This window comes from Actinoplanes sp. NPDC023714, assembly GCF_040639855.1.
GTDB lineage: Bacteria > Actinomycetota > Actinomycetes > Mycobacteriales > Micromonosporaceae > Actinoplanes.
The window spans coordinates 10,911-34,048 of the sequence record NZ_JBFAAR010000009.1 but is presented as its reverse complement, the minus strand read 5'-3'; the positions used below and the strand labels follow the sequence as shown (position 1 = coordinate 34,048).

Genomic DNA, 23,138 nt, shown 5'->3' with positions numbered 1-23,138 from the left:
TGTCCCGGCCGGTCGGCCCTCCGGTGGCGCGTGGCGCCGGCCGTCCCCGCGGCGACAGCTCACCGAAGCCGCCACCCGCCTGAGCCACACCCCGGGCGACGCCGAAGCCCTCGCCGAGATCACCGCCGCGGCCGACGAGATGACGGCGATAGCTCGGTCCGCGCCTCCCTGGTGTCCAGCTTCTCCAGGCCGCGGACCGCCCACCGGCTCAGCGTCTCGTCGAGCGAGTAGAGCTGTTCGACGAGGGTGGGCAGCGCCCGCTCCGAACGGCTCTCGCCGATCAGCTCGAGCATCCACGACGTCATGGCGTGGTCGGGTTCGGCCTTCGCCAGCTCGGCGTGGAACTCGGCGATCAGGTCACCGACGTGCTCGTCGATGTGGTCGAGGAGGTCGTGGAAACCCTCCTCGGCGGTCGCGCCGTCGCGGCTGCGCATCACCCGCATCCGGCGTTCGAACTGCTTGCTCACTCATCGATGATGAACGACACGGCGCGGAGCGACTATTCGCCCGGGTTGCCGAAGGCCTCGGCCGACACCGGCTGCCAGTCGCGCCAGGTTCGCAGCCTCTCCTCGTAGATGGCCTCGATCTCGGGGAAGAGGCGGCCGAGGATGAGCCTGCGGGGCGGGTCCTCGGCGTCGGCGAGGGCGAGGATCGCCGGTTTCGTGGCGTACGGGTCGCCCACCTCGAACTCGGTCGCCGTGTCGGTGCGGACCTGCTCGTACGCCGGCAGCCCGGCACTGTGGCGGGCGCCCCGGCGAAGCCAGTCCGTGGCGTACGGTCCCGGCTCGACGCAGGTGACGTGGATGCCGAAGGCCTCGACCTCCTGGACCAGCGACTCGGAGAGACCCTCGAGCGCCCACTTGGAGGCGTGGTAGGCGCCGATGCCCGGGTACGCGCGCACCCCGCCCTCGCTGGTCACCTGCAGGAGGCGTCCACCGCCCTGACGACGCAGCACGGGCAGGACGGCCTGGGTGACCCAGACGGCGCCGAAGAAGTTCGTCTCCATCTGCTCGCGCAGCTCCCGCTCGGTCAGCTCCTCGACCATGCCGAAGTGGCCGTAGCCGGCGTTGTTGACGACCACGTCGATCCGCCCGAACCGGCGCACCGCGGTGTCGACGGCCGCGAAGACGCCCTCCCGGTCGGTGACGTCGAGTTCCAGCGCCAGCGCGGTCTCCGGGAACCGCCGCGTCAGGCCGGCGAGCTTCGTGACGTCACGCGCGGTGGCGACGACACGATCGCCGCGTTCGAGGGCGGCCTCCGCCCAGAGCCGTCCGAAGCCGCTCGACGAGCCGGTGAGAAACCAGATTCTGCTCATGCACCCGAGTCTGGTCCGGCACCCAGCATGCCACCAGCGAATGTTGATCAAAGCAGGTATTCCGGGATGGCATGCTTGCGGGCATGAGCCTGGACGTCCATCCCCAACTGCTGCGGGCGCTGCGGGCGGTGATCGAGACCGGTTCGCTCACCGCGGCGTCCGAGCGTCTCGGGTTCACCCAGTCGGCGCTGTCCAAGCAGATCGCCGCGCTGGAGACGGCGGCCGGCACGCGGTTGTTCGAGCGCGGCCCGCGCGGCGTCGCGCCGACCGCGGCGGGTGAGCGGCTGGCCGCCCGGGCCGCGGCCATCCTCGACCAGTACGACGCCGCGCAGCGCGACCTCGACGACCTGCCGGCGCCGCTCGGTGGCCGCGTCGCGCTCGGCGGCTTCCCGGCCGCCGCCCTGGGGCTCGTGCCCCGCACGATCGCCCGGATCCGCGCCGGTCACCCCTCGATCGAGGTGGACTTCCTGGAATCGTCGACGCCGGTCCAGATCCGCCGGCTGCGGGCCGGCCGCCTCGACCTGGCGATCCTGGCGTCCGGCGAGGATCTGCCCGGCTGGGATCTGACCGGCATCGACGTCGAACCGCTGCCCGCCGGCGCACTCCTGCTCGCTGTCGGCCGCCGGCATCGGCTGGCCGGCGCCGAGCGGGTACCGGTCGCCGACCTCGCCGGGGAGGACTGGGTCGCGGGCCGGGGCGCACGGGGTGAGCCGCAGTTCGGCGCCTGGCCGACGGTTCCGGAACCCCGGGTGGTCGCGGAGCTCGGCGACTGGTCCGCGCGGTTCGGCTTCGTGGCGGCCGGGCTCGGCGTCACCACCGTCCCGCGCCTCGCCGCGGCCGCCCTGCCGCACGGCGTCGTCGGCGTCGAGGTGGACGACCCGGGCTGGCCGGGCCGCTCCATGGGACTCGCCCGCATCGGCGACCTCACCGCCCCGGCCGCCGCCGTCCGAGCGGCGCTGATCGAGGAGGCACACCTGGTGGCCGCCTACAGCCCCGGCGCGTCCCGGCCCGGCCACTGAGCCCACCGCCGCGTCATCCCGCCGAGCCGGCCAGAGACCAGCCGCCGACCAGAAGACCAGCCGCCGGCCAGGAGAGCGAGCCGGCAGGGTCATGCTGCCGTGCGCCGGGCGCTCACCCGAACCAGCCGGCGTCCAGGGCCGGGTTGTCGTCGACGAGGACCCACTCCTCCTCCACCTCGGCGACCTCCCAGCCGGCGCCGGTGAGCGCGCCGAGCAGGCCGGCGAGCGCCGCGGCGGCCTCCGGGCGGCCTGCGTCGTGGCGGCGTTGCGTCACGAACCTCTCCTGGACGCCGTCGGCGCGCACCCGCCTCGCATTCCGGGAGAGGTGTGCGTCGTGGGCGGCGGCGGTGACCCGTACGCGAGAAAGGTCTGCATCCGGGGGAAGCAGCAGCTTGATGTGGTGCTCGAAATAGAGGCCGGCGAGCGTGGCGGCCTCGGAGGCGGCGGCCTCCACCTTGAGCCGGGTGACGCGCACCCCCCGCGCCGCGAGCATCGACGCCGTCTGCCGGGCGTCGGCCTCGGCGGAGGCTGGCGTGCCGTCGCTGAGCCGGCTCAGCATCGGCTGGCTCGGCTGCTCCCCGCGGTCGAGCTGGATATGGGTGTATTTCATGCCGTGCGTGGCCGCCAGCGACGGCAGCTCGTCGGACGCGGCGGCCACCGTCAGATGAATCTCGTATCGACCCACGCGCGCAGGCTAGCCCCGGGGTACGACATTCGGCCGGCGGGTGGCGATCAGCAGCGTGATTCCGCCGGCGATCAGGGCGAGCCCGGTGAGGAGCAGGGCGGCCGAGCCGCCGGTGACCGGGACGGTGCCGGGTGGGTGCTCCGGTCGCGGTTCGTTGTCCTTCCCGGGTACGACCACCGTCGACGGCACCGTCGTCTCCACCGGATCGGCGGCCGCGGCGGTGCGGTCGCCGGTGACGCGTACCCGGTAGGTGTGCCTGCCCCGCTCCACCTCCTGCCGGGTGAGGTGGTAGACGTCCGAGACGCAGGCGACGGTCCCGCCGGGTGCCAGCCGGGTGGCCGGGCAGGTCACGGCCGACGGCAGTCCGGTGACGCGGATGTTGACGAGGGTGACGTTGCCGTCGTTGCGGACCGTCACGGTGGAGACGACGTCGTCGCGGATGCCGAGGCGGCCGTCGTGGTCGGTGTCGGTCCACTCGGTCTCCTGGACGGCGGTGAGGCGGGGTCTCGCGGCGGCGACCGGCACCGAGGCGGAGGCGGTGTTCGACGTGACGGTCCGGCCGGTGGACCAGGTGCCGGTCGCGGTCGCGGTGGCGGAGAGGGGCCGACTGTTGTCGATGTCGTCCTGGGTGACCCGGTACCCGCGGTCGGCGGCGCAGGTGACGGCCGCGTTGACGGACAGGCGGGTCTCGCCGCACCGGGCGCCCTCGACGGTGAGGCCGTGGACGGTCACGGTGCCGGTGTTGGTGACCTGATAGCGGTAGCGGACGACCTGCCCGAGATCGGCGGCCGCGAGGGTCCCGGCGGTGACCTCCGCCCACATCCTCAGGCGCAGGGCCGGGCGCGGCTCCGCCACGGACACGCTGACCCGGAACGGGCCGAAGGACATCCCCTCACCCACCACCCTCACCTCGTCGACGATCGGGACGGCCGCGTCGACGTCGCTCTGGGTCACCCGATATGTCCCGGAAGCGCAGGTCATGCTGCCGCGTACGGCGAGCCGTTCCAGCGGGCAGGTGATCGGCCCGACCCGGGTGGTGGCGACCGTGATGCCGGCCATCGGACGATTCCCGGAGTTGATGACCTCGTACGAGTAGTCGATGGTGTCACCGGTCTCGGCGGCGCCGTGGTGACCCGCCGGGCTCACGGTCGCGGTGGTGCGGACCCAGAGTGCGGGCGCGGCCACGAGGACGGGCACGGCGAGCTCGACCGGCCCGAAGCCGTAGTCCCGGCCGCCGGACCGGGCGGTGACGGTGACCTGGTTGCGGACGTCAGCGCCGGTGCTGACGTCGGTGTCGGTGACGGTGTAGGCGGCGAGCGTCGTGCAGGTCATCGTCGCGGCCGGGGCGAGGGTGTCGTGCGGGCAGGAGGCGGCGCCGAAGCGGGTGTCCGCCACGGCGATGTCGCGCATCGTGAGGGTGCCCGGGTTGGCGACCGTGAACGTGTAGGCGATGCGGTCGCCGGATTCGACGCCGTTGCGGTGACTTCCGGGGGTGACGGTGGCGGCGCCGGTGACGGTGAGCCGGGCGGTGCCGGCGGCGATCGGCACGGTGATCGCGGCGGTGGCCTGCGGGGTGGCGGCGCTCCGGGTGGGTGAGCGGCCCCCGGCCGTGGCGGTGCCGGTCAGGGTGCCGGCGTCCACGTCGGTCTGGGTCACGGTGTAGGCGCCGGCGTCGCAGTCCATGGAGACGCCGACCGCGAGGGTCGTGTACGGGCAGGTGGCGGCCCCGGCGAGGGTGTCGGCCACGGTGATGTCGCGCATCGTGACGTTGCCGGTGTTGCGGACCCGGTACTGGGCGTCGACGCGGTCGCCGGCCAGCACGCCTCCGGGCCGGAAGGTGCTGGTGACGGCGAGGGTGAGGGTGGGCGCCGAGCCGGTGACACCGACCGTGGCGCCGTCCTCGGCGAAGGCGACGGCGCTGCCCGGGGTGACGCCGGCGCCGGTGACGATGGCGTCGTTGACGATCGGCCGGTCGGCGTCGATGTCGTCCTGGGTGACCTGGTAGGGGCCGCCGAGGCAGGTGACGGTGCCGCCGGCCGGGACGCTCGGCGGGCAGGTCACGCCGGAGACGAGCGAGTCGGTGACGCCGAGGCCGGTGACGGTGACGTTGCCGGTGTTGGCGACGGCGTAGGTGTAGCGGATGTTGTCGCCGAGGGCCGCGCCGGTCGCCGGGCCGGCGGTGACGGTCATGCCGAGGCCGGGGGCCGGCGGCGCGACGGTCACCGAGGCGGTGAACGGCCCGTAGGTGTGGACCGTCGAGGTGGCGTCGGGGATGCCGGTGATGCTCACGGTGTTCGTGACGGCCCCGCCGCGGTCGAGGTCGGCCGGGGTGACGGTGTAGCGGTTCGCCGGCGGGATGGTGCAGGTCATCGTGTCGCCGATGGTGAGGGTGGTCCGCGGGCAGGTGATGCCGGTGACGGTGTCGTCGGTGAGGGCGACGCTGTCCATGTCGACGTTGCCGTTGTTGGTGACGGCGTACGCGTAGTCGATGCGGTCCCCGGCGGCCGCGGCGTGCTGGCGGGCCGGGACGCTGACGTCCGGCGTGATCACGGCGGCCAGCGAGGGCCGGGCCACGACGACCGGGACGCTCGCGGTGACCTGGGCGTACGGGACGGGTTCGAGGTTGGTGGTGGCCTGCGCCCTGGCGGTGACGACGTCGTTGATGGGCAGGCCGGTGCCGACGTCGGCGGAGTCGACGGTGTAGCTGCCGGCGGCGCAGGTGACGGTCGCGGCCGGGGCGAGGGTGGTGACGCCGCAGACGCCGGCGCCGCCGCGGGTGCCGCTCACCGCGATGCTCGTCAGGGCCAGGTTGCCGGTGTTGGTGAGCCGGTACTGGTAGGCGATGGTGTCGCCGGCCTCGGCGCCGATCGGGGAGCCGGACGAGAGCGTGGTCAGCACGTCGAGCCGGAGGGCGGGCGCGGCGGCGGCCGCCGTGACGGTCGCCGCGTCGGCGTTGTCACCCGGGTCGACCTCGGCGCTGCCCGAGGCGATGACCCGGCTCCAGTCGACGAGGGTGCCGGCGTTCTGCGCCGTGGCGGTGAGGGTGAGCTGTTCGGCGGGCGCGCCGGCGGTGACCTGCGGCAGCGTCCAGACCATCGAGGCGGTGTCGTAGCTGCCGGCGCTGGCCGAGCCGGTGAGCAGCACCAGGCCGGCGTCGGGTTCCTCGCGGACCAGCACGTCGGCGGCGTCGGACGGCCCGGCGTTGCTGACCCGGATCGTGAAGGTGACCTGGTCGGTCTGCACGACGGCGGCCGGGTTGACCGTCTTCACGATCCTCAGGTCGGAGCGGTGCTCGACATCGCGGGTGGTGGTGACCGTGTTGCCGGCGGCGTCCGGGTCGGGCGTGCTGGCCGAGACCGTCGCCGTCCGGGTGAAGACCGCGCTTGCGTACGAGGGGGAGAGCAGCACCCCGCCGAATTCGACCGTCCAGGTCGCCGAGGCGGCGAGGGACTGCCGGGTGCAGACGTAGATGCCGCCGTCGGTGGTGATGCCGCCCGGGGCGCCGTTGCCCTGGAAGGCGCAGGTGCCACCGGTCTGGGTGGCGACCGGGACGGGCCGGCCGGCCGGGATGGCCTGGCGCAGCACGACGCCCTCGGCGCGGGTGGGTCCGTCGTTGCCGACCGTGACGACGCCCTTGACCAGGTGGCCGGCGATGAGCGGCCGTCCGCCGTCGGTGTCGTTGGTGAGCGTCTGCGCGACGGTGAGGTCGGCCTGAAGCTCGATGGTGAAGGTGACGACCGAGGTGTCGTTCGCGGCGTTCGGGTCGGCGGTCGGGGAGATGACCGTGGTGCTGGACCGCTGGGTGCCGGCGGCCGCGGAGGCGCCGACCGTGACCGTGCCGGAGATCTTCACGACCGCGGAGGCGGACAGCACCGGGAAGGTGCAGGCCGTGGCGGTGCAGAAGGGCGAGGCCGGCCGGTTCACGGTGAAGCCGACCGGCACGACGGTGTTGAACGAGACGTTGGTGGCGGCCGACGGCCCGTTGTTGGTGACGGTGAGCGTGAACGGGACGGTGTCGCCGGGCTTCGCGCTGCTGGCCGCGATGGTGAGCTGCACGCCGACGTCGGCCTCGGCGGTGCCGGCCGACTGCACCGAGTGATTGTTGTCGGTGACGTCGGACTCCGGCGTGGACGAGGAGACCGAGACGGCGTTGTTGACGGCGCCCGTGCCGGTGGAGTCGAGCTGCACCACGATGGTGACGGTCCGGGGCACGCCGGGGTCGGTGTTCGGGATCGAGCACTCGACGGTGCGGGTCGCGGCCGCGAGCGCGCACGTGCCGCCGGAGGTGCTCGCGCTGACGAAGGTGCTGCCGGTGGCGATCGGGTCGGTCAGGACGATGTCGCGGGCGGTGGACGGCCCCTGGTTGGTCACGGTCGCGGTGTAGGTCACGGTCGCGCCGGCGACCGGGACCGAGGGCGAGTACGTCTGCGTCACGCGCAGGTTCGTCACCGTGACGACGGTCGAGCTCACCGACGTGGCGTTGTCGGCCTGGTTGATCTCGTAGGTGCCGCTGGCGGCCGACGCCGTGAGCGTCGCCTGCACGCCGGGGGTGGCCTGCGGGATCACCGTGCCGGTGATCGTCATGGTGGCGGTCGCGCCGGCCGCGAGGGACGGTATGTCGCAGGTGGCCACGTATCCGGAGACGCCGCACGTGCCCTGCGGTGAGGTCGCGCCGATACCGGTGATGCCGAACGGGACGACGGCGCTCGCCTGCACCGCCGCCGCCGTGTTCGGACCCTTGTTCACGATGCTGAGCACGGTGGCGGCGCCCTGGCCGGCGATCGTGCCGGGAGCCGAGACGGCCGCGGTGACGGCGAGGTCGGCCGCCGGCGCGACGGTGACCGCCGTCGCGGGGGACGTCGAGGTGACCGTGGCGTTGCTGAGCGGATCGAGGTACGGGACGGCCGCGTCGTTGCTGATGACGGTCGCCGCCACGGCCGCTGTCACCCGTACCTGATAGCTGAATGATCTCGACTCCCCCACCGGGACCTGACCGCCGGAGCTCGCGCCCGCGCCGGCCCCGGCACGGACCCGGACCGTGCGCGACGCCGCGTCGTATTCGCCGGTGTCGGAGTCGGCCGCGTCGGACACCGTCGTCGTGGCGGACCCGGTGATCGATTTGAGAGAGCCGGGTACGAAGGTCACGCCGGCCGGCAGGTCGTCGGTGAGGATCACGTTCTTGGCCGGGTTGCCGCCCTGGTTCACGGCGTTGACCGTGTAGGTGAGCACGTCGCCGACGTTGGCGGTCGCCGACGAGACCGCGGCGGTGGTGAGCAGGCAGGGCGCGTTGCCGAACGAGATGGCGTCGAGGAAGTTGCCGTGCGTCGGCTTGTTCTGCGCGGCCGAGATCGAGTCGAACGCGAACCGGGTGGTGGTCTGCCCGGACGGGACCGTGTAGGTGCCGGCCCAGGTGCCCCACGCGGCGGCGCCGTCGGAGATGAGCGGACCCTGCTGGACGAGGGTGCCGCCGGGCGGGCCGATCTTGGTGGCCATCACGTCGGTGCCGAGCCGGCCGCGGTGCTTGAGCTCCCAGCGCAGCGTCTGGCCGGGCGTGGTCGGCAGATCCTGGTAGAGCTGGGAGACGTAGTTCGCGTTGAGCTCCACGAACTGACTGCCGGACCCGGCGTTGAAACCCTGCCGGACCTCGCGCCAGTGCTCGAAGACCCGGTCCGGGGCGGTGGTCTTCCAGCCGGGCATGTCGCCCTCGGGGATCAGCGACATCGAGTTCGGGGCGAGCACCGGGGCCTCGAAGTCGCCGTTCGCGATCGTGACCGGTGTGGGGCAGGTGGTCGCGGCGGCCCGGGCCGGCGCGGTTCTCTCGTACGCGGGGAGCAGCAGAAAGAGCGCACCCAGCAGCACGGCGGCGCCGAGGCGCCCGACACCCTTCACAGTCCGCGACGTTATGCCGTAAGAGTGCTCTTCCTGGCGATTTCGCGCGTTTTGGCCCGGCAGGGCCCGGCAGCCGCTAGTGCACCACCGGGCCGGTTCCGGCTCAGTAGCTCTTCTCCAGTTTGCGCAGCGCGCGCTTGGTGAGCTTCTTCAACTCGGCGACGGTCGGCTCGACGTTGCCGACCAGCGCCACCGTGGCGTAGACGTCGCCGTCGGCGATCGCGACCAGCTTGCCCGGCACCGAGACCTGGTAGTCGCCGTCCTTGAGCGTCACGATCATGGTGAGCGCCTGCGAGTCGTCGCCGACCGCCGGGAACCGCGGCAGGGCCGACATCTCGATGCCGAGGGTGTCGCTCTTGACGACCGGGCAGCGCTTCACCATCTCGCGGGTGTCGTCGACCATGCGCCGGGCCAGCTTCCGGCCGGTGTCGGCGAGGGTCTGCAGCAGCAGCGGGCCGGTGTCGCCCTTCATGAAGGCGGCGAACTCCAGCTTGATCTTCTTGTCGGCCTCGGCGACGGCGGCCTTCTCCGGCGGCGCGCCCTTCACCGGGGTGATGGTCGGCGCGGGCGCGTCCTTCACCTTGTCCTTCAGCGGCGGCGGCGCCGGGAGCTCGCACGGGTCGCCGCCGAGCCGGTTCGGGTCGAGCGCGCCCGGCAGCAGCCCGCCCATCAGGGCGGCGTCGAAGGCGGCCCACCCCTTCGGCAGATCCTCGTCGGTCAGCAGCGCGTCGGTGAGCTTGCCCTTCGGCGGCGGTTTCGCCAACGACCCGGCCGCCGTCGCGGCGAGGCCAGGCCCAGTGAGGCCAGACACAGTGAGGCCAGACGCAGCGGAGCCGGACGCAGCGGAGCCGGACGCAGCAGATCCAGTCGCCGCAGACCCAGACGCCGCGAGACCGGGCGCGGCGAGCGCGGGAGAGGCGAGAGCCGGCGCGGTGCGGCCGGGCACGGTGGGCGCGGGGTCGGTGGCCGCCGGGCTCTCGGCCGGGGAGGCGAGGGCGTTCGTCGCGGCCGGGGCGATCAGGCCGGCGGCGATCGAGGCGACGACGGCGTGTTTCAGGAATCCCATAAACTCACCCTAAGCGGGCTTATCGGGGCGTTCCGGAAGGTCGCTGATTTCGAAGACGGCCACCCGGCCGGCGGCCGCCGCGAACTCCTCCGGATCGGCGCGGGTGACGAGCCCGAGCTTCACGAAGAACGGCACCCCGCCCGGCACCTCGGCCGGAAACGCCCGCATCACCGACCGCTTGACCTGCGGATCCGCGACCTCGCGCAGGGTCACCGGCACGCTGCGGCGGCCGGACGACAGCTCGCCCCGGCCGGCGGCACGGACGTTGCGCGCCCAGTCGCCCGCGGGCAGTCCGGCTACGACGTACCGATGACCGGAAATCGTCAGAGGGGAGACCGGTGTCGGCCGGGGCACCCCGGAGCGGCGGCCCGCCACGGTGAGCACGTGGATGGTGCCGAGCCGCAGGCCGAGGCGGTTCAGGGCGCGGCGGCTCGGGCCGCGGCGGACTTCGGGGCGGCGGCCGACGAGGTCGACGACGCGGCCGCCGCACGGCTCGGGGTCAACCAGACCGACCTGCGCATCCTCGGGCTGATCGGCGCGGCCGGGACGATGACGGCCGGACGGCTGGCCGAGGCGGCACGCCTGAGCCCGGCCGCCACGACCGCGGCCATCCAGCGCCTGGTCACGGCCGGCCACCTGACCCGGGAGATGGACCCGCGGGACCGGCGGCGCGCGGTCGTGGCGCTCACCGCGGCGACCCAGGAGCTGATCGCCCGCGTCTACGGCCCGATCGGTGAGGCCGGCGACGAGCTGCTCGGCGGCTACTCCCCCGCCGAGCTGGAACTGATCACCCGATTCCTGCGGCAGGGCTGCGCCATGCAACGGGAGCAGGCCGAGCGGATCCGCGCGATGAGCGAGGATGACTTCTAGAGCATGCCCCGCAGCGTGGCGACGTCCCGGACGCGGGACGACCGGGTGGTGGCGAGCGGCGACACCAGCAGCGTCGTCACCCCGGCCGACTCCAGCTCGCCGAGCCGCCGCCTGATCTCGTCCGGGCGCCCCACCAGCGACGTCGCCGCCACGAGGTCGTCCGGGACCGCGGCGGCCGCCTCCTCCCGCCGCCCGCTGAGGAACAGCTCCTGGATGCGCGCCGCCTCGTCCGGATAGCCGTACCGTTTCACCAGGTCGTTGGAGAAGTTCCGGCCTCGCGCGCCCATCCCGCCGAGATAGAGCGCGAGCTGGGCGCGGTGCGCTCCGAGGAGCGCGGGTGTCGCTTCCGCGATCGCCATGGGTACGGGGACCGACACGTCCAGCGGTTCGAGGCGGGGGTCGCGCCGGCGCAGCCCGTCGGCCAGCGCCTCACCGAACACCCGGGTGGCCGCCCGAGGGTCGAAGAAGAGCGCCTGCCAGCCCTCGGCGATCTCGGCGGCGAGCGCGACGTTGCGCGGTCCCATGGCCGCCAGCAGCACCGGGATCCGATCCCGGACCGGCCGGTTGATCAGCTTGAGCGGTTTCGCGTAGTCCCCCGGCCGCGGGATCCGGTAGTGGTCGCCGGCGAACTCCAGCACCTCGCGCCGCCACACCCGCCGGCAGATCTCGACGACCTCGCGGGTGCGGGCGACCGGCGCGTCGTACCGGACGCCGTGGAAGCCCTCGATCACCTGCGGCCCGGAGGCGCCCAGCCCGAGCGAGAACCGGCCGCCGGAGACGTAGTCGATGCCGGCCGCCGTCATCGCCGTCAACGTCGGGGTCCGGGTGTAGAGCTGCATCACCCCGGAGGCGAGCCGCATCGTCCGGGTCCGGGCCGCCAGGAAGCCCAACTGGCTGACCGCGTCGAAGCTGTACGCCTCGGGCACCACGACCAGCTCGGCCCCGGCCTCCTCGAATGCGACGACCTCGTCGACGGTGTCGGCGAACCCTTCCCCGCTGTAGCCGATCTGGATCCCCAGACGCATCAGTCGTGCACGATCACTTGGCGGATCACGTCGCCGCTGCCGAGCGAGGCCAGCGCGTCCCCGACCTGGTCGAGCCGCAACCGGCGGCTGATCATGCCTTCGACGTCGAGCCGGCCGGCCCGCCAGAGGCTGAGCAGCCGGGGGAAGTCGCGCGGCGGGTCGGCCGAGCCGTACAGCGACGGGATGATCGACTTGCCCTCGAAGAGCAGCTCGAACGGGCTGAACTCGACCTGGTGCTCGGCCCGCCCGGCGCCGACCACGACCACGGTCCCGCCGCGGCGGGCGGCGCTCCACGCGGCGCGCAGCGTCTGCGGGACGGCGACGACGTCGAACGCGTAGTCGAAGCCCTCTCCGCCGGTCAGCCCGGTCACGAGATCGCCGAGGCCGTCCGGCGCCGTCGAGTGGGTGGCGCCGAACCGCAGCGCCTGCTCGTGCCGCGCCGGAACCGTGTCGACAGCGACGATGAGCGACGCGCCGGCCACCCGGGCGCCCTGCACCGCGGCGATCCCGACGCCGCCGCAGCCGATCACCACGACGGTGTCGCCGGGCCGCACCCGGGCCGTGTTCACCACGGCCCCGACGCCGGTCGTGACGCTGCAGCCGATCAGGGCCGCCACCTCGTACGGCACGTCGTCGCCGATCTGCACGGCGCCGGCCCGGGGCACCACCATCTCCTCGGCGAACGCGCCGCAGCCGGCCATCCCGAAGACCGGCGTCTCGCCGGCGGTGAACCGGGGCATCACGTAGCCGGCCATCACGTGGGTCATGCACAGGTACGGCTCGCCCAGCCGGCAGTGCGCGCAGGTCCCGCAGGAGGGCAGCCAGTTGACCGCGACCCGGTCACCGGCGGCCAGGTCCTCGACGCCGTCCCCGACCGCGATCACGTCGCCGGCGGCCTCGTGGCCGAGCACGGCCGGCACCGGTTGCGGCAGGCCCCCGTTGAGTGCGGACAGGTCGGAGTGGCAGACGCCGGACGCACGGACCCGGAGGTGCACCTCGCCGGGGCCGGGACCGAGAACGGTCACGTCGTCGCGGATGTCGAGCTTTTCGTCGCCGATCGTGTGCAGAACCGCCGCGCGCATCCCGGCACCCCCTCGAAAGTAGAACGCGTTCTACGCTATCGAGGGAGCCGGTACCAAGCAAGCGTTAGGCCGCCCCGCATAATGACCTGGTGACAACCCCGAAGAGCTCCGAGCGGCGCGCCCACCTGGTCCGGCTGGCCGGCGACCTGTTCGCCGAGAAGGGCTTCCGGGCAACGACCGTGCGGGAGATCGCGGACGCGGCCGGGATCCTGTCCGGCAGCCTGTACCACCACTTCGACTCGAAGGAGTCGATCGGCGACGAACTGCTCAGCGCGTTCCTCGACGACGTGCTGGCCGGCTACCGCGCGGTCGCCGCCGAGCCGGACCCGCGGACCGCGATCGAGCAGATCGTGCGGTCCAGCACCGCGACGCTGAGCCGGCACCGGGCCGCGCTCACGATGCTGCAGAACGACTGGGCGTACTTCGCCGGCCAGCCCCGGTTCGCGTACCTGCGGACGGCCATGAAGGAGATCGAGCAGACCTGGATCGACCAGCTCGGACGCGGGACGGAGTCCGGCCTGTTCCGCGCCGACCTGGACGCCCGGCTGACCTACCGGCTGCTGCGCGACATCCTCTGGATCCCCACGTCGTGGGCCCAGTCGAAGAACGCGTGGACCGACGAGCAGATCGTGGACGGTCTGCTCCGGCTGCTCTTCGACGGCATCACCTCTCGCCCCTGACCGCGGATCGGTCTAGCCTGAACGAACCAAGCAAGCGTTTGGTTCGAGGGAGGCGCGATGGGGCGGCTCGACGGCAAGGTCGCACTGATCACCGGTGGCGCGCGGGGCATGGGCAAGGCGCACGCCCGGCACTTCATCGCCGAGGGCGCCCGCGTCGTGATCGGTGACGTGCTCGAGGAGAAGGGCCACCGGGTCGCCGAGGAGGCCGGCGCCGTCTTCGTCCGGCACGACGTGAGGAGCGCCGACGACTGGAAGGACGCGGTCGCCACGGCGCTGTCGGCGTTCGGGCGCGTCGACGTCCTGGTCAACAACGCCGGCATCCTGCGGCACGCCCCGGTCGCCGAGATGACCGAGGACGAGTTCCGCACCGTCCTCGACGTCAACCTGGTCGGCACCTGGCTCGGCATCCGCGCGGTCGTCCCGGCGATGCGCGAGGCCGGCGGCGGCTCGATCGTCAACATCTCGTCGATCGAGGGCATCGCCGGGGCGGCCGGCCTGTCCGCGTACAGCGCCAGCAAGTTCGGCGTCCGCGGCCTCACCCGCTCGGCCGCGCAGGAGCTCGGGCCGCTCGGCATCCGGGTCAACTCGGTGCACCCCGGCGGCGTGATGACGTCGATGGCGCTCGCCGCGGCGCAGACGATGACCGCCGTGGACGGCAGCGGCTTCCTCAAGCAGCTGCCGATCGCCCGGTTCGCCGAGCCTGTCGAGATCTCCCGGCTGGTCGCGTTCCTCGCCTCGGACGAGTCGTCGTACACCACGGGCGCCGAGTTCCTGGCCGACGGCGGGCTGCTCAGCGGACCGGGGTACTGACATGCCCGTCGCCATCGTGACCGGCGCCGGGCAGGGGCTCGGCCGCGCCGAGGCGACCGCCCTCGCGGCGGCCGGATACCGGGTCGTCCTCAACGACCTGCCCGGTGACGCGCTGGACGAGACCGTCGCGGCGATCGGCGGCGAGGCCGTCGCCTGCCCCGGCGACATCGCCGAGTGGTCCACCGCGGAGACCCTGGTCCGCACTGCCGTGGACACGTTCGGCGGCCTGGACGTGCTGGTCAACAACGCCGGCGTGCTGCGCGACCGGATGGTGTTCGCGATGAGCGAGCAGGAGTGGGACACGGTCGTGCGGGTGCACCTGCGCGGGCACTTCGTGACCACCCGGCTCGCCACGGCACACTGGCGCGACCTGGCCAAACGCGACGGTCGTCCGCCGTACGCGAGAATTGTCAACACGTCGTCCGAGGCCTTCCTGCTCGGCTCGGCGGGGCAGGCGAACTACGCTGCCGCCAAGGGCGGCATCGTCGCCCTGACGCTCGCGACGGCGCGTGGTTGCGCCCGCTACGGCGTACGCGCGAACGTCATCTGCCCGCGCGCCCGCACCGCCATGACGGGCGACCTGATGGGACCGCCACCGGACGGCCCCGACCCGCTGGCGCCGGAACACGTGACCCCGCTCGTCCTGCACCTGGCCGGGCCGGCCGGCGACCGGATCACCGGCGAGGTGTTCGTCGTGCACGGCGGCGTCGTGGCGCTGCTCGGGCCGCCGACCGTCCGGGCCGCCTTCCACGCCACGACCGGCGTCTGGTCCCCGCACGAGCTGGAGGCCGCGCTCAGCACCGTCTTCACCGAGGACCCGCCGCGGCCCGGCTTCGTGTGCGAGGAGACCCTGCCGCTGGCCGGCACGACGATCGGGTTCCCGTGAAGCAGCGCGACACGGTGTCGATGGCCGGCGACGAGGTGACCGGCCTGCTGACGGCCGCCCGCAAGATGCACCTCGCCACGATCAACCCGGACGGCACCCCGCACCTGGTCACCATGTTCTTCGGCCTGTCCGGCGGCCGGATCGCCTTCTGGACCTACCGCCGCTCGCAGAAGGCCCTCAACCTGGCCCGCGATCCGCGCGTGACCTGCCTGGTCGAGGAGGGCGAGGACTACTTCGCCCTGCGCGGCGCCCAGATCTCCGGCGTCGTGGACCCGATCGGCGACCTCGCCGGCGTCACCGCGGTCGGCAGGCTCATCGCGGCCCGCATGCCCGACGTGCCGGCCGAGGCGCTCGACGCGTACGTCGCCCAGGCCGCCCGGAAGCGGACCGCCTACCTGGTGGAGCCGCGGCGCGTGGCGAGCTGGGACCACCGCAAGCTCCTCGAAACCTAGACCGTCGTCGCGTTCACGATCTCCTGGAGGGCGGCGACGTGGGCCTTGTACGCCTTCAGCCCCTGGCGCGTCATCGACAGCCACACCCGCCGGGTGTCCGAGCCGAGACGCTCCTGCTTCACGTAGCCCGCGTCGACGAGGGCGGCGACCTGCTTGCTCAGCGCCGACGGGCTCAGGTCCAGGTGTTCCTTGATGACCGACAGCTCGAGGGTGCTGCCGGCGACGAGCATGGCGCAGATCCGCAGCCGGTGCGCCGGATGGATGATCGGGTCGAGCTCCGCGGTCACCGGGGCGCCCCCGTCGAGCGCCGGTGCGCCACGCCGCCGGCCAGGTAGAGCGCTGCCGCCGCGACGGCGAGCACGACGATCGGCCAGGTCTGCGCGGTGACCTCGGCGACCACGAACGCGCCCAGCAGGCAGGCCATCGCGGCGCCGGCCAGCCCGAGGAAGAGCCGGCTGGTGGGCAGCGTGTACGGCGTGCCCATCCGGTAACCGGCCAGCACGTTGACCGCCATCAGCACGGCGCCCGCGGCGAGCAGGTAGACGAAGCCGTCCTCACCGAACGCGAAGCTCAGCGTCATGGCGCCGAGCAGCAGGGCGTTGACCGGGTAGATCCAGGTGGGCCACGGCGTGTCCCGCACGGCGCGCTGGGCGGTGTCGATGGACGCCAGGGCCTCGCGAGCCTCGGCCGGGTTCGGAACCTGCGTGTTGTTTTCCATGCCGGAAACTATCGCAGATGTTTTCCATGTTGGCAACCTTCAACCAAGCGGAAAACATCCCGGCCCGCGTCTAGACTGCTCGACCATGTCCGCTTCCACGCCGCAGGGGCGGCCCCGCGATCCCGAGGTCGACGAGCGGATCACGAAGGCCGCCGCCGAGGTGTTCGGGTCCCAGGGGTGGGCCGGGTTCTCGGTGGACGCCGTGGCGCGCCGGGCCGGGGTCGGCAAGGCGTCGATCTATCTACGCTGGCCGAACAAGGAGGCGCTGCTCGTCGCGGCGCTGGCCGGCCGGCTGTCCGGGGTCAAGGACATCGACACCGGCTCGGTGCGCGACGACCTGGTGGCGCTGGCCCGGCAGGTGCTGGACGCGTTCCTCGGCGAGGACGGCGGCGCGGTGCTGCGGCTGACCATCGAGGCGGCGAGCGTGCCGGCCGGGCAGGAGCATCTCGACCGGTTCCTGCAGTCGCAGGCCACGGCCGCCCGCGCCATCGTGCGACGCGGGATCGACAGGGGGCAGCTCGGGCCGGACACCAGCGTGACACTGCTGCTCGACACGATCAGCGGGGGTGCGCTCAACCACGCCCTGGTCGCGCCGGCGCGGCTGCGCGACCAGGTGGCGGCGGGCGCCGACAAGTACGCCGAACAGCTCGTCGACTTCGTCCTGCGCTCAGTGACTCCCGCTGAGGACTGAGCCGGCGCCGGCGGTGAGGGCGGTGCCGTCCCCGGTCCAGGACAGCCGGCCCTCCCGGACCAGCAGTTCCACGTGGGCGGCGGTCTCCGCGATCGCGCCGACCTTCATCGGGCCGATCTGCTCCCACGGCCGGGACCAGGTCAGCGCCGAGGCGAGCTGCCAGATGTCCGGGCTGCCGAGGCGCTCGGTGACGGCGACGATCTCGTCGCAGCGGTCGCGGTGGTGGGCGTCGAGCTCGGCGCAGCGGGCCGCGATGCCCCGGAAGCGGCGCTCGTGGCCGGGCAGCGCCTCGCAGTCGTCGTAGGCGGCGACCTTCGCGAGCGAGGCGAGGTAGTCGGTCAGCGGATCGCCGCCGGTCAGCTGCAGGCCGATGTTGGGGCTGATCCGGGGCAGCACGTGGTCGCCGGTGAGCAGCACCTGGGCGTCCGGCTCGAGCAGGCAGAGGTGACCGGGTGTGTGCCCGGGGGTCCAGACCGCCTGGAGGCGGCGGCCTTCCAGGGGTACGAGGTCACCGTCCTCCAGCAGCACGGTCGCGTCGGCGAGGGGCGCGAAATGGGCGTCCACGGCCGCTCCGAACGTACCCATGAGGCTCTTGATCTCGAAGTCGGGCACGCGCAGGGAGCGCATCCAGTCGCCGAGGGCGCGGCTCGGCGCGGTCTCCCGGTCGCGCAGCATCGACGCGCGCTCGGCCGGATGCATGGCGATCCAGGCGCCGGACGCGTCGCGGAGCCGCCCGGACAGCCCGTGGTGATCGGGATGGACGTGGGTCAGGACGATGCCGGTCACGTCGGCCGCCGTGGCTCCGGCCGAGGCCAGGCCGTTGACCAGCGCGTTCCAGCCGGCGTCGCTGTCCCAGCCCGGGTCGACCACGACCAGGCCGGAATCGCCGGGGATGAGATAGGTCAGCGTGTAGCGCAGCGGGTTGTTCGGAATCGGGACCTCGACGGCGACGAGCCCACCGGGAAGACGTTCCACGTGCACCCCTTCCTAGACGACTGTCGTCTAGGAAGGTGAGGCTACATCATCTCGTCGGTCGTCGGGATCAGCACGGTCTTGAGCTCGGTGTACGCCTCGATCGACGTGCGGCCGCCCTCCCGGCCGAGACCGGACCTGCCGAAGCCGCCGAACGCCACGTGCGGCTCCAGCTGGTAGCCGTTGACGCCGACCGTCCCGGCCCGCACCGCCCGGGCGAGACGCATGGCCCGCTTCACGTCACCGGTCCAGACCGTGGCGGCCAGCCCGTAGGAGGTGTCGTTGGCGAGCCGCACCGCCTCCTCCTCGTCCTCTGTTCCTTTTCCGCCGAACGGCACGACGGCCAGGACCGGCCCGAAGATCTCCTCGCGGGCGATCGTGGCGTCGTTCGAGACGTCGGCGAAGACCGTGGGCTGCACGAAGTTGCCGGCCGCGAGCTCGCCGCCGGGCCGGCCGCCGCCGACCACGAGCCGCGCGCCCTCCTCCCGGCCGCGCTCGATGTAGCCGAGGACCCGCTCCAGCTGCCGCTCGTTGATCAGCGGCGAGGCGGTGGTCTCCGGGTGGAACGGGTCGCCGTAGTTCACGAGCGCGGCCATCGCCTCGGTGATCGCCAGGAACTCGTCGTAGACGTCGCGGTGCACCAGCGCCCGGGTGTGCGCCACGCAGGCCTGCCCGGAGAGGCCGAGGGTGACCGTGCCCATCGTGGTGGTGGCGGCCGCGTAGACGTCGGCGTCCGGGAAGACCAGCGACGGGCTCTTGCCGCCGAGCTCGAGGCTGGTGCGGCGGACCCCGTTCGCGGCGGCGGCCAGGACCCGCTGCCCGACCGCGCGGCTGCCGGTGAAGGTGATCTTGTCAACGAGCGGGTGGTTGATCAGCGCGTCGCCGGTCGGCTCGCCGGGACCGGTCACCACGTTGAGCACGCCCTCGGGCAGGCCGGCCTCGGCGACGATCCGGGCCAGGCGCAGGGCGGAGAACGTCGCGTACTCGCTCGGCTTGAGCACCACCGTGCAGCCGGCCGCGAGCGCCGGGGCGAGCTTCTGCGCGGCGAGCAGCAGCGGGCCGTTCCACGGGATGATCGCGGCGACCACGCCGACCGGCTCGCGCATGGTCAGCACCAGGTGCTCGCCGCCCTGGTAGCCGGGGAGCGTCTCGCCGGCCAGCTTGTCGACCCAGCCGGCGTGGTGCTCGAAGACGTCGGCCACGCATTCGACCGACATCGCGTACGTCTCGCCGAAGCTGACTGGCACCCCGTTGTCGAGGGCCTGGGTGGCCTGGAGATCGACGGCGTCGGCGCGGATCGCGTCGGCGATGCGGCGCAGCACGCGGATGCGCTCCTTCGCCCGGGTACGAGGCCAGGGGCCCTCGTCGAACGCCCGGCGGGCCGACCGCACCGCGGCGTCGACGTCCTCGGCGGCCGCCACCGCGAACGCGCCGACCTCCTCGCCGGTGGCCGGATGCGGATGGACCCACGTACGGCCGTCGGCGGCCGGCCGCCAGGCGCCGCCGACCAGCAGCTCGCCGGTGGCGATGCCGAGCTCGTCGCGCTTCGCCTTGATGGAGACAACCATGGCCGCCGCACCTCCGAATGAAACGTGTTCTAGTTTCCCGGTTGCCTGGACCCTACGCCCGCGTGCGCAGCTCCGCCAGGTAGGCCGGCCACTCTCCTCCGCCGTGCACCGCCAGGGCCGCGCCGCTCACGTAGCCGGCCAGCGGCGACGCCAGCAGCAGGCACGCCCCGGCGACGTCCTCGGGCGCGGCGGGCCGGCCGGCCGGGACCGCGCGGGCCGCGATCGGGTCGTGCCCGCCCTCCGAGACCGGGCCGACCACGAGGCTGTTCACCCGGACCTTCGGCCCCCACTCCACGGCCAGCGACGCGGCGAGGTGCAGCAGCCCGGCCTTGGCGGCGCCGTAGGCGGCCGTCCCCGGCGACGGCCGCATGCCGCTCACACTGCTGATCATGAGGATGACCCCGCCGCCCGGCTGGTCGCGCATCGCCGCGTTCGCCGCCTGGCTGACGTGCAGCGGCGCGGTCAGGTTCAGGTCGATCACGGCGGCGTGCAGCCGGGGCGAGGCCACGTCGGCGAAGACCTGCGGCGCGCCACCGGCGTTGTTGACCACCACGTCGAGCCGCCCGTGCCGCCGCACCGCCTCGGTCACCAGCGCGGACGCCTGGTAGGGGTCGCGCACGTCGGCGCGGAAGAAGTCGTCGGCGGCGCCGTCGGGCTGGTTGCGGCCGCAGACCAGGACCCGCGCGCCGGCGGCCCGGAAGGCCCGGGCGATCGCGGCGCCGATGCCGCGGGTGCCACCGGTGACGATCACCGAGCGGCCGGTGAAGTCCAAGGCGTCCATGCAGATCGATCCTTCCTCACCAAGCAAGCGCTAGGTTACGCTCGCCGACATGGGCGTGCAGCTTCATCGAGGCGCGGTCGCCGAGGTCGTCATCGACTTCCCGCCGGTCAATGCTGTGCCGTCGTCCGGCTGGCGGGAACTCGCCGGGGCGCTCACCGCAGCGGGCGCGGATTCGGGCACCCGGGCCGTGATCCTGGCCGCCGAGGGGCGCGGCTTCTGCGCCGGCGTCGACATCAAGGAGATGCAGCGGACCGCGGGCCACGAGGCGCTGCTCGCCGCGAACCGGGGGTGCGCCACGGCGTTCGCCGCCGTCTACGAGTGCCCGGTTCCGGTCATCGCGGCGGTGCACGGGTTCTGCCTCGGCGGCGGGGTGGGGCTGGCCGGCAACGCCGATCTCGTGGTCGCCGCGGAGGACGCCGTCTTCGGACTGCCCGAGGTGGACCGCGGAGCGCTCGGGGCGGCCACGCACCTGGCCCGGCTCGTTCCGCCGCAGCTGATGCGGACGATGGTCTACACGTGCCGGACGGTTCCGGCTCGGGACCTGCATCGATTCGGGACGGTTCTGGAAATCGTGGCTCCGGCCGAATTGCGGGCGGCGGCGCGAATGGTGGCCGCCGAGATCGCGGGGAAGGATCCGGTGGTCGTACGGATGGCGAAAGAGGCGCTGAACGGGATCGATCCGGTCGACGTGAAACGGTCCTATCGATTCGAGCAGGGATTCACGTTCGAGCTGAATCTGAACGGGGCGGGCGACCGGGCCCGGGACCGGTTCGTGGAGAAATGATGAATCCCGATGAGATCGCCGCGGAGATCCGGGACGGGATGACCGTCGGGATCGGCGGGTGGGGGTCGCGGCGGAAGCCGATGGCGCTGGTCCGGGCCATGGTGCGGGCCGGCCTGCGGGATCTCACGATCGTCACCTACGGCGGCCCGGACGTGGGCATTCTGACGGCTGCCGGATGCGTCCGCCGGGTGGTCACCGGGTTCGTGTCGCTGGACAGTATTCCGCTGGAGCCGCATTTCGGAAATTCCCGACAATTCGGAAATGTCGGGCTTGCGGAGTATGACGAGGGCATGCTCTATTGGGGTCTCCTGGCGGCGGCCAATCGTCTGCCCTTCCTGCCTCTCCGAGCGGGCCTGCGATCCGATGTCATGCGGGTGAATCCGGCGTTGAGGACGGTCCGATCGCCCTATGACGACGGCGAGGAACTCGTCGCCATGCCCGCTCTGAAACTCGACGTCGCGCTGATCCATCTGAACCGGGCGGACCGGGACGGGAACGGCCGCTATCTCGGTCCCGACCCCTATTTCGACGACCTGTTCTGCCTCGCGGCCTCCCGGCGCTTCCTCTCCTGCGAGCGGATCGTGCCCACCGCCGAGCTGATCGAAAGCGGTCCACCGCAGACGCTCCTGACCAACCGCTCGATGATCGACGCCGTGGTCGAGACCCCGCACGGCGCGCATTTCACCAGTTGCGTGCCCGACTACGGCCGGGACGAGGAGTTCCAGCGGGAGTACGCGACGACCGATTGGGCCACCTTCCGCTCGCGTTATCTGGACGGCGACGAGGCCGGCTATCAGAACGCGGTCCGGCAGAAGGCGGGCCGGCGATGACGGCCCGGCAGAAGGCGGGCCGGCGATGACGGCCCGGCAGAAGGCGGGCCGGCGATGACGGCCACCCGCGCCGAGGTCTGCGTCGCCGCGTGCGCCGAGGCGTGGCGCGGGGACGGCGCGATCCTGGCGAGCTTCGCCGGGGTCGTCCCGCAGCTCGGCGCCCGGCTCGCGCAGCTGACGTTCGCCCCGGACCTGCTGGTCACCGACGGCGAGGCCACCCTGCTGCGGGACGGCGCGATCGAGGGGTGGCTGCCGTACCGGCAGGTGTTCGCCCTGGTCGCGGCGGGCCGGCGGCACGTCATGATGGGCGCGAGCCAGCTCGACCGGCACGGCAACTCCAACATCTCCTGCATCGGCGACTGGCAGCGGCCGAAGCGCCAGCTCCTCGGCGTCCGCGGCGCACCCGGCAACACGATCAACCACACCACCAGCTACTGGATCCCGCGCCACTCCCCGCGCGTCCTCGTCGACCGCGTCGACATGGTCTCCGGCATCGGCGGGGACCGCGGCGCGCACGAGATCCGCGTAGTCGTCACCGACCTCGCCGTCCTCGACTTCGACTCCCCCGGCCACGCCATGCGCCTCCGCTCCACACACCCCGGCGTCACCGTCGCCGAGGTCGTCGCCGCCACCGGCTTCCCCCTGGTCATTCCCGGTCACGTGCCGCAGACGCGCGAGCCCACCGCCGAAGAGCTCCAGCTGATCCGCGAGCGCTTGGACCCCGAAGGCAGGCGAGACCGATGAGCCGCCCCGCGCGCCCCCGGACAGCGCTCTTCGCAGATCTTGGACGATCCGCCACCGGATTCGGTGGTCGGGCGTCCAAGATCGCGGAAACCGGAGAGGCACCCCGCCCGGCCGCACCGAGCCAGGCCGCGCCCACCCCAGATCTTGGACGGCTCACCACCGAATCCGGTGGTCCGGCGTCCAAGATCGCGGAAACCGGAGAGGCACCCCGCCCGGCCGCACCGAGCCAGGCCGCGCCCACCCCAGATCTTGGACGGCTCACCACCGAATC

At 72.9% G+C, this 23,138-nt stretch carries 23 protein-coding genes; 10 read left to right on the top strand and 13 right to left on the bottom strand.

The window, feature by feature from the left end; all coding sequences use genetic code 11:
* Positions 1-119: 119 nt before the first annotated feature.
* Positions 120-467, bottom strand: coding sequence for a HEAT repeat domain-containing protein (locus tag AB0G10_RS32030; protein ID WP_360930117.1), 348 nt, complete (start codon positions 465-467; stop codon positions 120-122).
* A gap of 32 nt (positions 468-499) precedes the next feature.
* A complete protein-coding gene (locus tag AB0G10_RS32025; protein WP_360930114.1) occupies positions 500-1,315 on the bottom strand; it encodes an SDR family NAD(P)-dependent oxidoreductase in 816 nt (271 codons plus the stop codon).
* A gap of 83 nt (positions 1,316-1,398) precedes the next feature.
* Between AB0G10_RS32025 and AB0G10_RS32020 the strand changes: the two genes are divergently transcribed.
* The gene (locus tag AB0G10_RS32020; protein WP_360930111.1) at positions 1,399-2,334 is read left to right on the top strand and encodes a LysR family transcriptional regulator; all 936 of its coding nucleotides are present in this window, start codon (positions 1,399-1,401) and stop codon (positions 2,332-2,334) included.
* Between the two features lie 112 nt (positions 2,335-2,446).
* Here the strand turns inward: AB0G10_RS32020 and AB0G10_RS32015 are convergent, their stop codons facing one another.
* The 4 genes from AB0G10_RS32015 to AB0G10_RS32000 form a co-directional block, all read right to left on the bottom strand.
* Positions 2,447-3,019 carry a hypothetical protein gene (locus AB0G10_RS32015; protein WP_360930108.1) on the bottom strand — a complete coding sequence of 191 codons (573 nt, stop codon included), beginning with the start codon at positions 3,017-3,019 and terminating at the stop codon, positions 2,447-2,449.
* A gap of 9 nt (positions 3,020-3,028) precedes the next feature.
* Positions 3,029-8,908, bottom strand: a complete 5,880-nt coding sequence (locus AB0G10_RS32010; RefSeq protein ID WP_360930105.1) for an isopeptide-forming domain-containing fimbrial protein — start codon at positions 8,906-8,908, stop codon at positions 3,029-3,031.
* Between the two features lie 103 nt (positions 8,909-9,011).
* Positions 9,012-9,974 carry a hypothetical protein gene (locus AB0G10_RS32005; protein WP_360930102.1) on the bottom strand — a complete coding sequence of 321 codons (963 nt, stop codon included), beginning with the start codon at positions 9,972-9,974 and terminating at the stop codon, positions 9,012-9,014.
* Positions 9,975-9,983: 9 nt separating this feature from the next.
* The gene (locus AB0G10_RS32000) at positions 9,984-10,358 is read right to left on the bottom strand and encodes a nitroreductase/quinone reductase family protein (protein WP_360930099.1); all 375 of its coding nucleotides are present in this window, start codon (positions 10,356-10,358) and stop codon (positions 9,984-9,986) included.
* Here AB0G10_RS32000 and AB0G10_RS31995 point away from each other — a divergent pair, their 5' ends adjacent.
* Positions 10,359-10,844 carry a MarR family transcriptional regulator gene (locus tag AB0G10_RS31995; protein WP_360930096.1) on the top strand — a complete coding sequence of 162 codons (486 nt, stop codon included), beginning with the start codon at positions 10,359-10,361 and terminating at the stop codon, positions 10,842-10,844.
* Here the strand turns inward: AB0G10_RS31995 and AB0G10_RS31990 are convergent.
* Entirely contained in the window at positions 10,841-11,869 is a 1,029-nt protein-coding gene (locus AB0G10_RS31990; RefSeq protein WP_360930093.1) for an LLM class F420-dependent oxidoreductase, read from the bottom strand. The two genes, AB0G10_RS31995 and AB0G10_RS31990, sit on opposite strands and share 4 nt — an antisense overlap.
* Positions 11,869-12,951, bottom strand: coding sequence for a zinc-binding dehydrogenase (locus AB0G10_RS31985; RefSeq protein ID WP_360930090.1), 1,083 nt, complete (start codon positions 12,949-12,951; stop codon positions 11,869-11,871). The genes AB0G10_RS31990 and AB0G10_RS31985 overlap by 1 nt, the downstream gene beginning before the upstream one ends.
* A gap of 89 nt (positions 12,952-13,040) precedes the next feature.
* Here AB0G10_RS31985 and AB0G10_RS31980 point away from each other — a divergent pair, with 89 nt between their 5' ends.
* From AB0G10_RS31980 to AB0G10_RS31965, 4 genes are read left to right on the top strand one after another with little or no spacing between them, the layout of a single operon-like run.
* On the top strand, positions 13,041-13,631 hold the full coding sequence (locus tag AB0G10_RS31980) for a TetR/AcrR family transcriptional regulator (protein ID WP_360930088.1): 591 nt from the start codon (positions 13,041-13,043) through the stop codon (positions 13,629-13,631).
* A 57-nt stretch (positions 13,632-13,688) separates the two neighbouring features.
* Complete coding sequence (locus AB0G10_RS31975) at positions 13,689-14,441, top strand: glucose 1-dehydrogenase (RefSeq protein WP_360930085.1); 753 nt, start codon at positions 13,689-13,691, stop codon at positions 14,439-14,441.
* A gap of 1 nt (position 14,442) precedes the next feature.
* Positions 14,443-15,327 carry an SDR family NAD(P)-dependent oxidoreductase gene (locus AB0G10_RS31970; protein WP_360930082.1) on the top strand — a complete coding sequence of 295 codons (885 nt, stop codon included), beginning with the start codon at positions 14,443-14,445 and terminating at the stop codon, positions 15,325-15,327.
* A complete protein-coding gene (locus tag AB0G10_RS31965; RefSeq protein WP_360930080.1) occupies positions 15,324-15,779 on the top strand; it encodes a pyridoxamine 5'-phosphate oxidase family protein in 456 nt (151 codons plus the stop codon). Before AB0G10_RS31970 ends, AB0G10_RS31965 begins: the two co-directional genes overlap by 4 nt.
* Here AB0G10_RS31965 and AB0G10_RS31960 read toward each other — a convergent pair.
* Positions 15,776-16,066 (bottom strand): transcriptional regulator, encoded by a 291-nt coding sequence (locus tag AB0G10_RS31960; RefSeq protein ID WP_360930077.1) that lies wholly within the window; start codon positions 16,064-16,066, stop codon positions 15,776-15,778. The two genes, AB0G10_RS31965 and AB0G10_RS31960, sit on opposite strands and share 4 nt — an antisense overlap.
* The gene (locus AB0G10_RS31955; RefSeq protein ID WP_360930075.1) at positions 16,063-16,497 is read right to left on the bottom strand and encodes a hypothetical protein; all 435 of its coding nucleotides are present in this window, start codon (positions 16,495-16,497) and stop codon (positions 16,063-16,065) included. Before AB0G10_RS31955 ends, AB0G10_RS31960 begins: the two co-directional genes overlap by 4 nt.
* A gap of 85 nt (positions 16,498-16,582) precedes the next feature.
* Between AB0G10_RS31955 and AB0G10_RS31950 the strand changes: the two genes are divergently transcribed.
* Entirely contained in the window at positions 16,583-17,188 is a 606-nt protein-coding gene (locus AB0G10_RS31950) for a TetR/AcrR family transcriptional regulator (protein ID WP_360930072.1), read from the top strand.
* Here AB0G10_RS31950 and AB0G10_RS31945 read toward each other — a convergent pair.
* The 3 genes from AB0G10_RS31945 to AB0G10_RS31935 are packed head-to-tail and all read right to left on the bottom strand — an operon-like array spanning position 17,165 to position 20,509.
* Positions 17,165-18,163, bottom strand: coding sequence for an MBL fold metallo-hydrolase (locus tag AB0G10_RS31945; RefSeq protein ID WP_360930070.1), 999 nt, complete (start codon positions 18,161-18,163; stop codon positions 17,165-17,167). The two genes, AB0G10_RS31950 and AB0G10_RS31945, sit on opposite strands and share 24 nt — an antisense overlap.
* Before the next feature lie 41 nt (positions 18,164-18,204).
* A complete protein-coding gene (locus tag AB0G10_RS31940) occupies positions 18,205-19,728 on the bottom strand; it encodes an aldehyde dehydrogenase family protein (protein ID WP_360930067.1) in 1,524 nt (507 codons plus the stop codon).
* 52 nt (positions 19,729-19,780) lie between these two features.
* Positions 19,781-20,509 carry an SDR family oxidoreductase gene (locus AB0G10_RS31935; protein ID WP_360930064.1) on the bottom strand — a complete coding sequence of 243 codons (729 nt, stop codon included), beginning with the start codon at positions 20,507-20,509 and terminating at the stop codon, positions 19,781-19,783.
* Positions 20,510-20,558: 49 nt separating this feature from the next.
* Here AB0G10_RS31935 and AB0G10_RS31930 point away from each other — a divergent pair, with 49 nt between their 5' ends.
* Genes AB0G10_RS31930 through AB0G10_RS31920 form a run of 3 tightly spaced genes read left to right on the top strand, consistent with a single transcriptional unit; the run spans position 20,559 to position 22,867 of the window.
* On the top strand, positions 20,559-21,293 hold the full coding sequence (locus AB0G10_RS31930; protein WP_360930061.1) for an enoyl-CoA hydratase family protein: 735 nt from the start codon (positions 20,559-20,561) through the stop codon (positions 21,291-21,293).
* A complete protein-coding gene (locus AB0G10_RS31925) occupies positions 21,290-22,123 on the top strand; it encodes a CoA-transferase (RefSeq protein WP_360930058.1) in 834 nt (277 codons plus the stop codon). Before AB0G10_RS31930 ends, AB0G10_RS31925 begins: the two co-directional genes overlap by 4 nt.
* Positions 22,124-22,177: 54 nt before the next feature.
* Positions 22,178-22,867 carry a CoA-transferase gene (locus tag AB0G10_RS31920; protein WP_360930055.1) on the top strand — a complete coding sequence of 230 codons (690 nt, stop codon included), beginning with the start codon at positions 22,178-22,180 and terminating at the stop codon, positions 22,865-22,867.
* Positions 22,868-23,138: the final 271 nt, after the last annotated feature.

Excerpts from the sequence above, each read along its gene's own strand:
- AB0G10_RS32025 (WP_360930114.1), bottom strand. The coding sequence starts at position 1,315 with ATGAGCAGAATCTGGTTTCTCACCGGCTCGTCGAGCGGCTTCGGACGG.
- AB0G10_RS32020 (WP_360930111.1), top strand. The coding sequence starts at position 1,399 with ATGAGCCTGGACGTCCATCCCCAACTGCTGCGGGCGCTGCGGGCGGTG.
- AB0G10_RS32005 (WP_360930102.1), bottom strand. The coding sequence starts at position 9,974 with ATGGGATTCCTGAAACACGCCGTCGTCGCCTCGATCGCCGCCGGCCTG.
- AB0G10_RS31990 (WP_360930093.1), bottom strand. The coding sequence starts at position 11,869 with ATGCGTCTGGGGATCCAGATCGGCTACAGCGGGGAAGGGTTCGCCGAC.
- AB0G10_RS31985 (WP_360930090.1), bottom strand. The coding sequence starts at position 12,951 with ATGCGCGCGGCGGTTCTGCACACGATCGGCGACGAAAAGCTCGACATC.
- AB0G10_RS31975 (WP_360930085.1), top strand. The coding sequence starts at position 13,689 with ATGGGGCGGCTCGACGGCAAGGTCGCACTGATCACCGGTGGCGCGCGG.
- AB0G10_RS31970 (WP_360930082.1), top strand. The coding sequence starts at position 14,443 with ATGCCCGTCGCCATCGTGACCGGCGCCGGGCAGGGGCTCGGCCGCGCC.
- AB0G10_RS31955 (WP_360930075.1), bottom strand. The coding sequence starts at position 16,497 with ATGGAAAACAACACGCAGGTTCCGAACCCGGCCGAGGCTCGCGAGGCC.
- AB0G10_RS31950 (WP_360930072.1), top strand. The coding sequence starts at position 16,583 with ATGTCCGCTTCCACGCCGCAGGGGCGGCCCCGCGATCCCGAGGTCGAC.
- AB0G10_RS31940 (WP_360930067.1), bottom strand. The coding sequence starts at position 19,728 with ATGGTTGTCTCCATCAAGGCGAAGCGCGACGAGCTCGGCATCGCCACC.
- AB0G10_RS31935 (WP_360930064.1), bottom strand. The coding sequence starts at position 20,509 with ATGGACGCCTTGGACTTCACCGGCCGCTCGGTGATCGTCACCGGTGGC.
- AB0G10_RS31930 (WP_360930061.1), top strand. The coding sequence starts at position 20,559 with ATGGGCGTGCAGCTTCATCGAGGCGCGGTCGCCGAGGTCGTCATCGAC.
- AB0G10_RS31925 (WP_360930058.1), top strand. The coding sequence starts at position 21,290 with ATGATGAATCCCGATGAGATCGCCGCGGAGATCCGGGACGGGATGACC.
- AB0G10_RS31920 (WP_360930055.1), top strand. The coding sequence starts at position 22,178 with ATGACGGCCACCCGCGCCGAGGTCTGCGTCGCCGCGTGCGCCGAGGCG.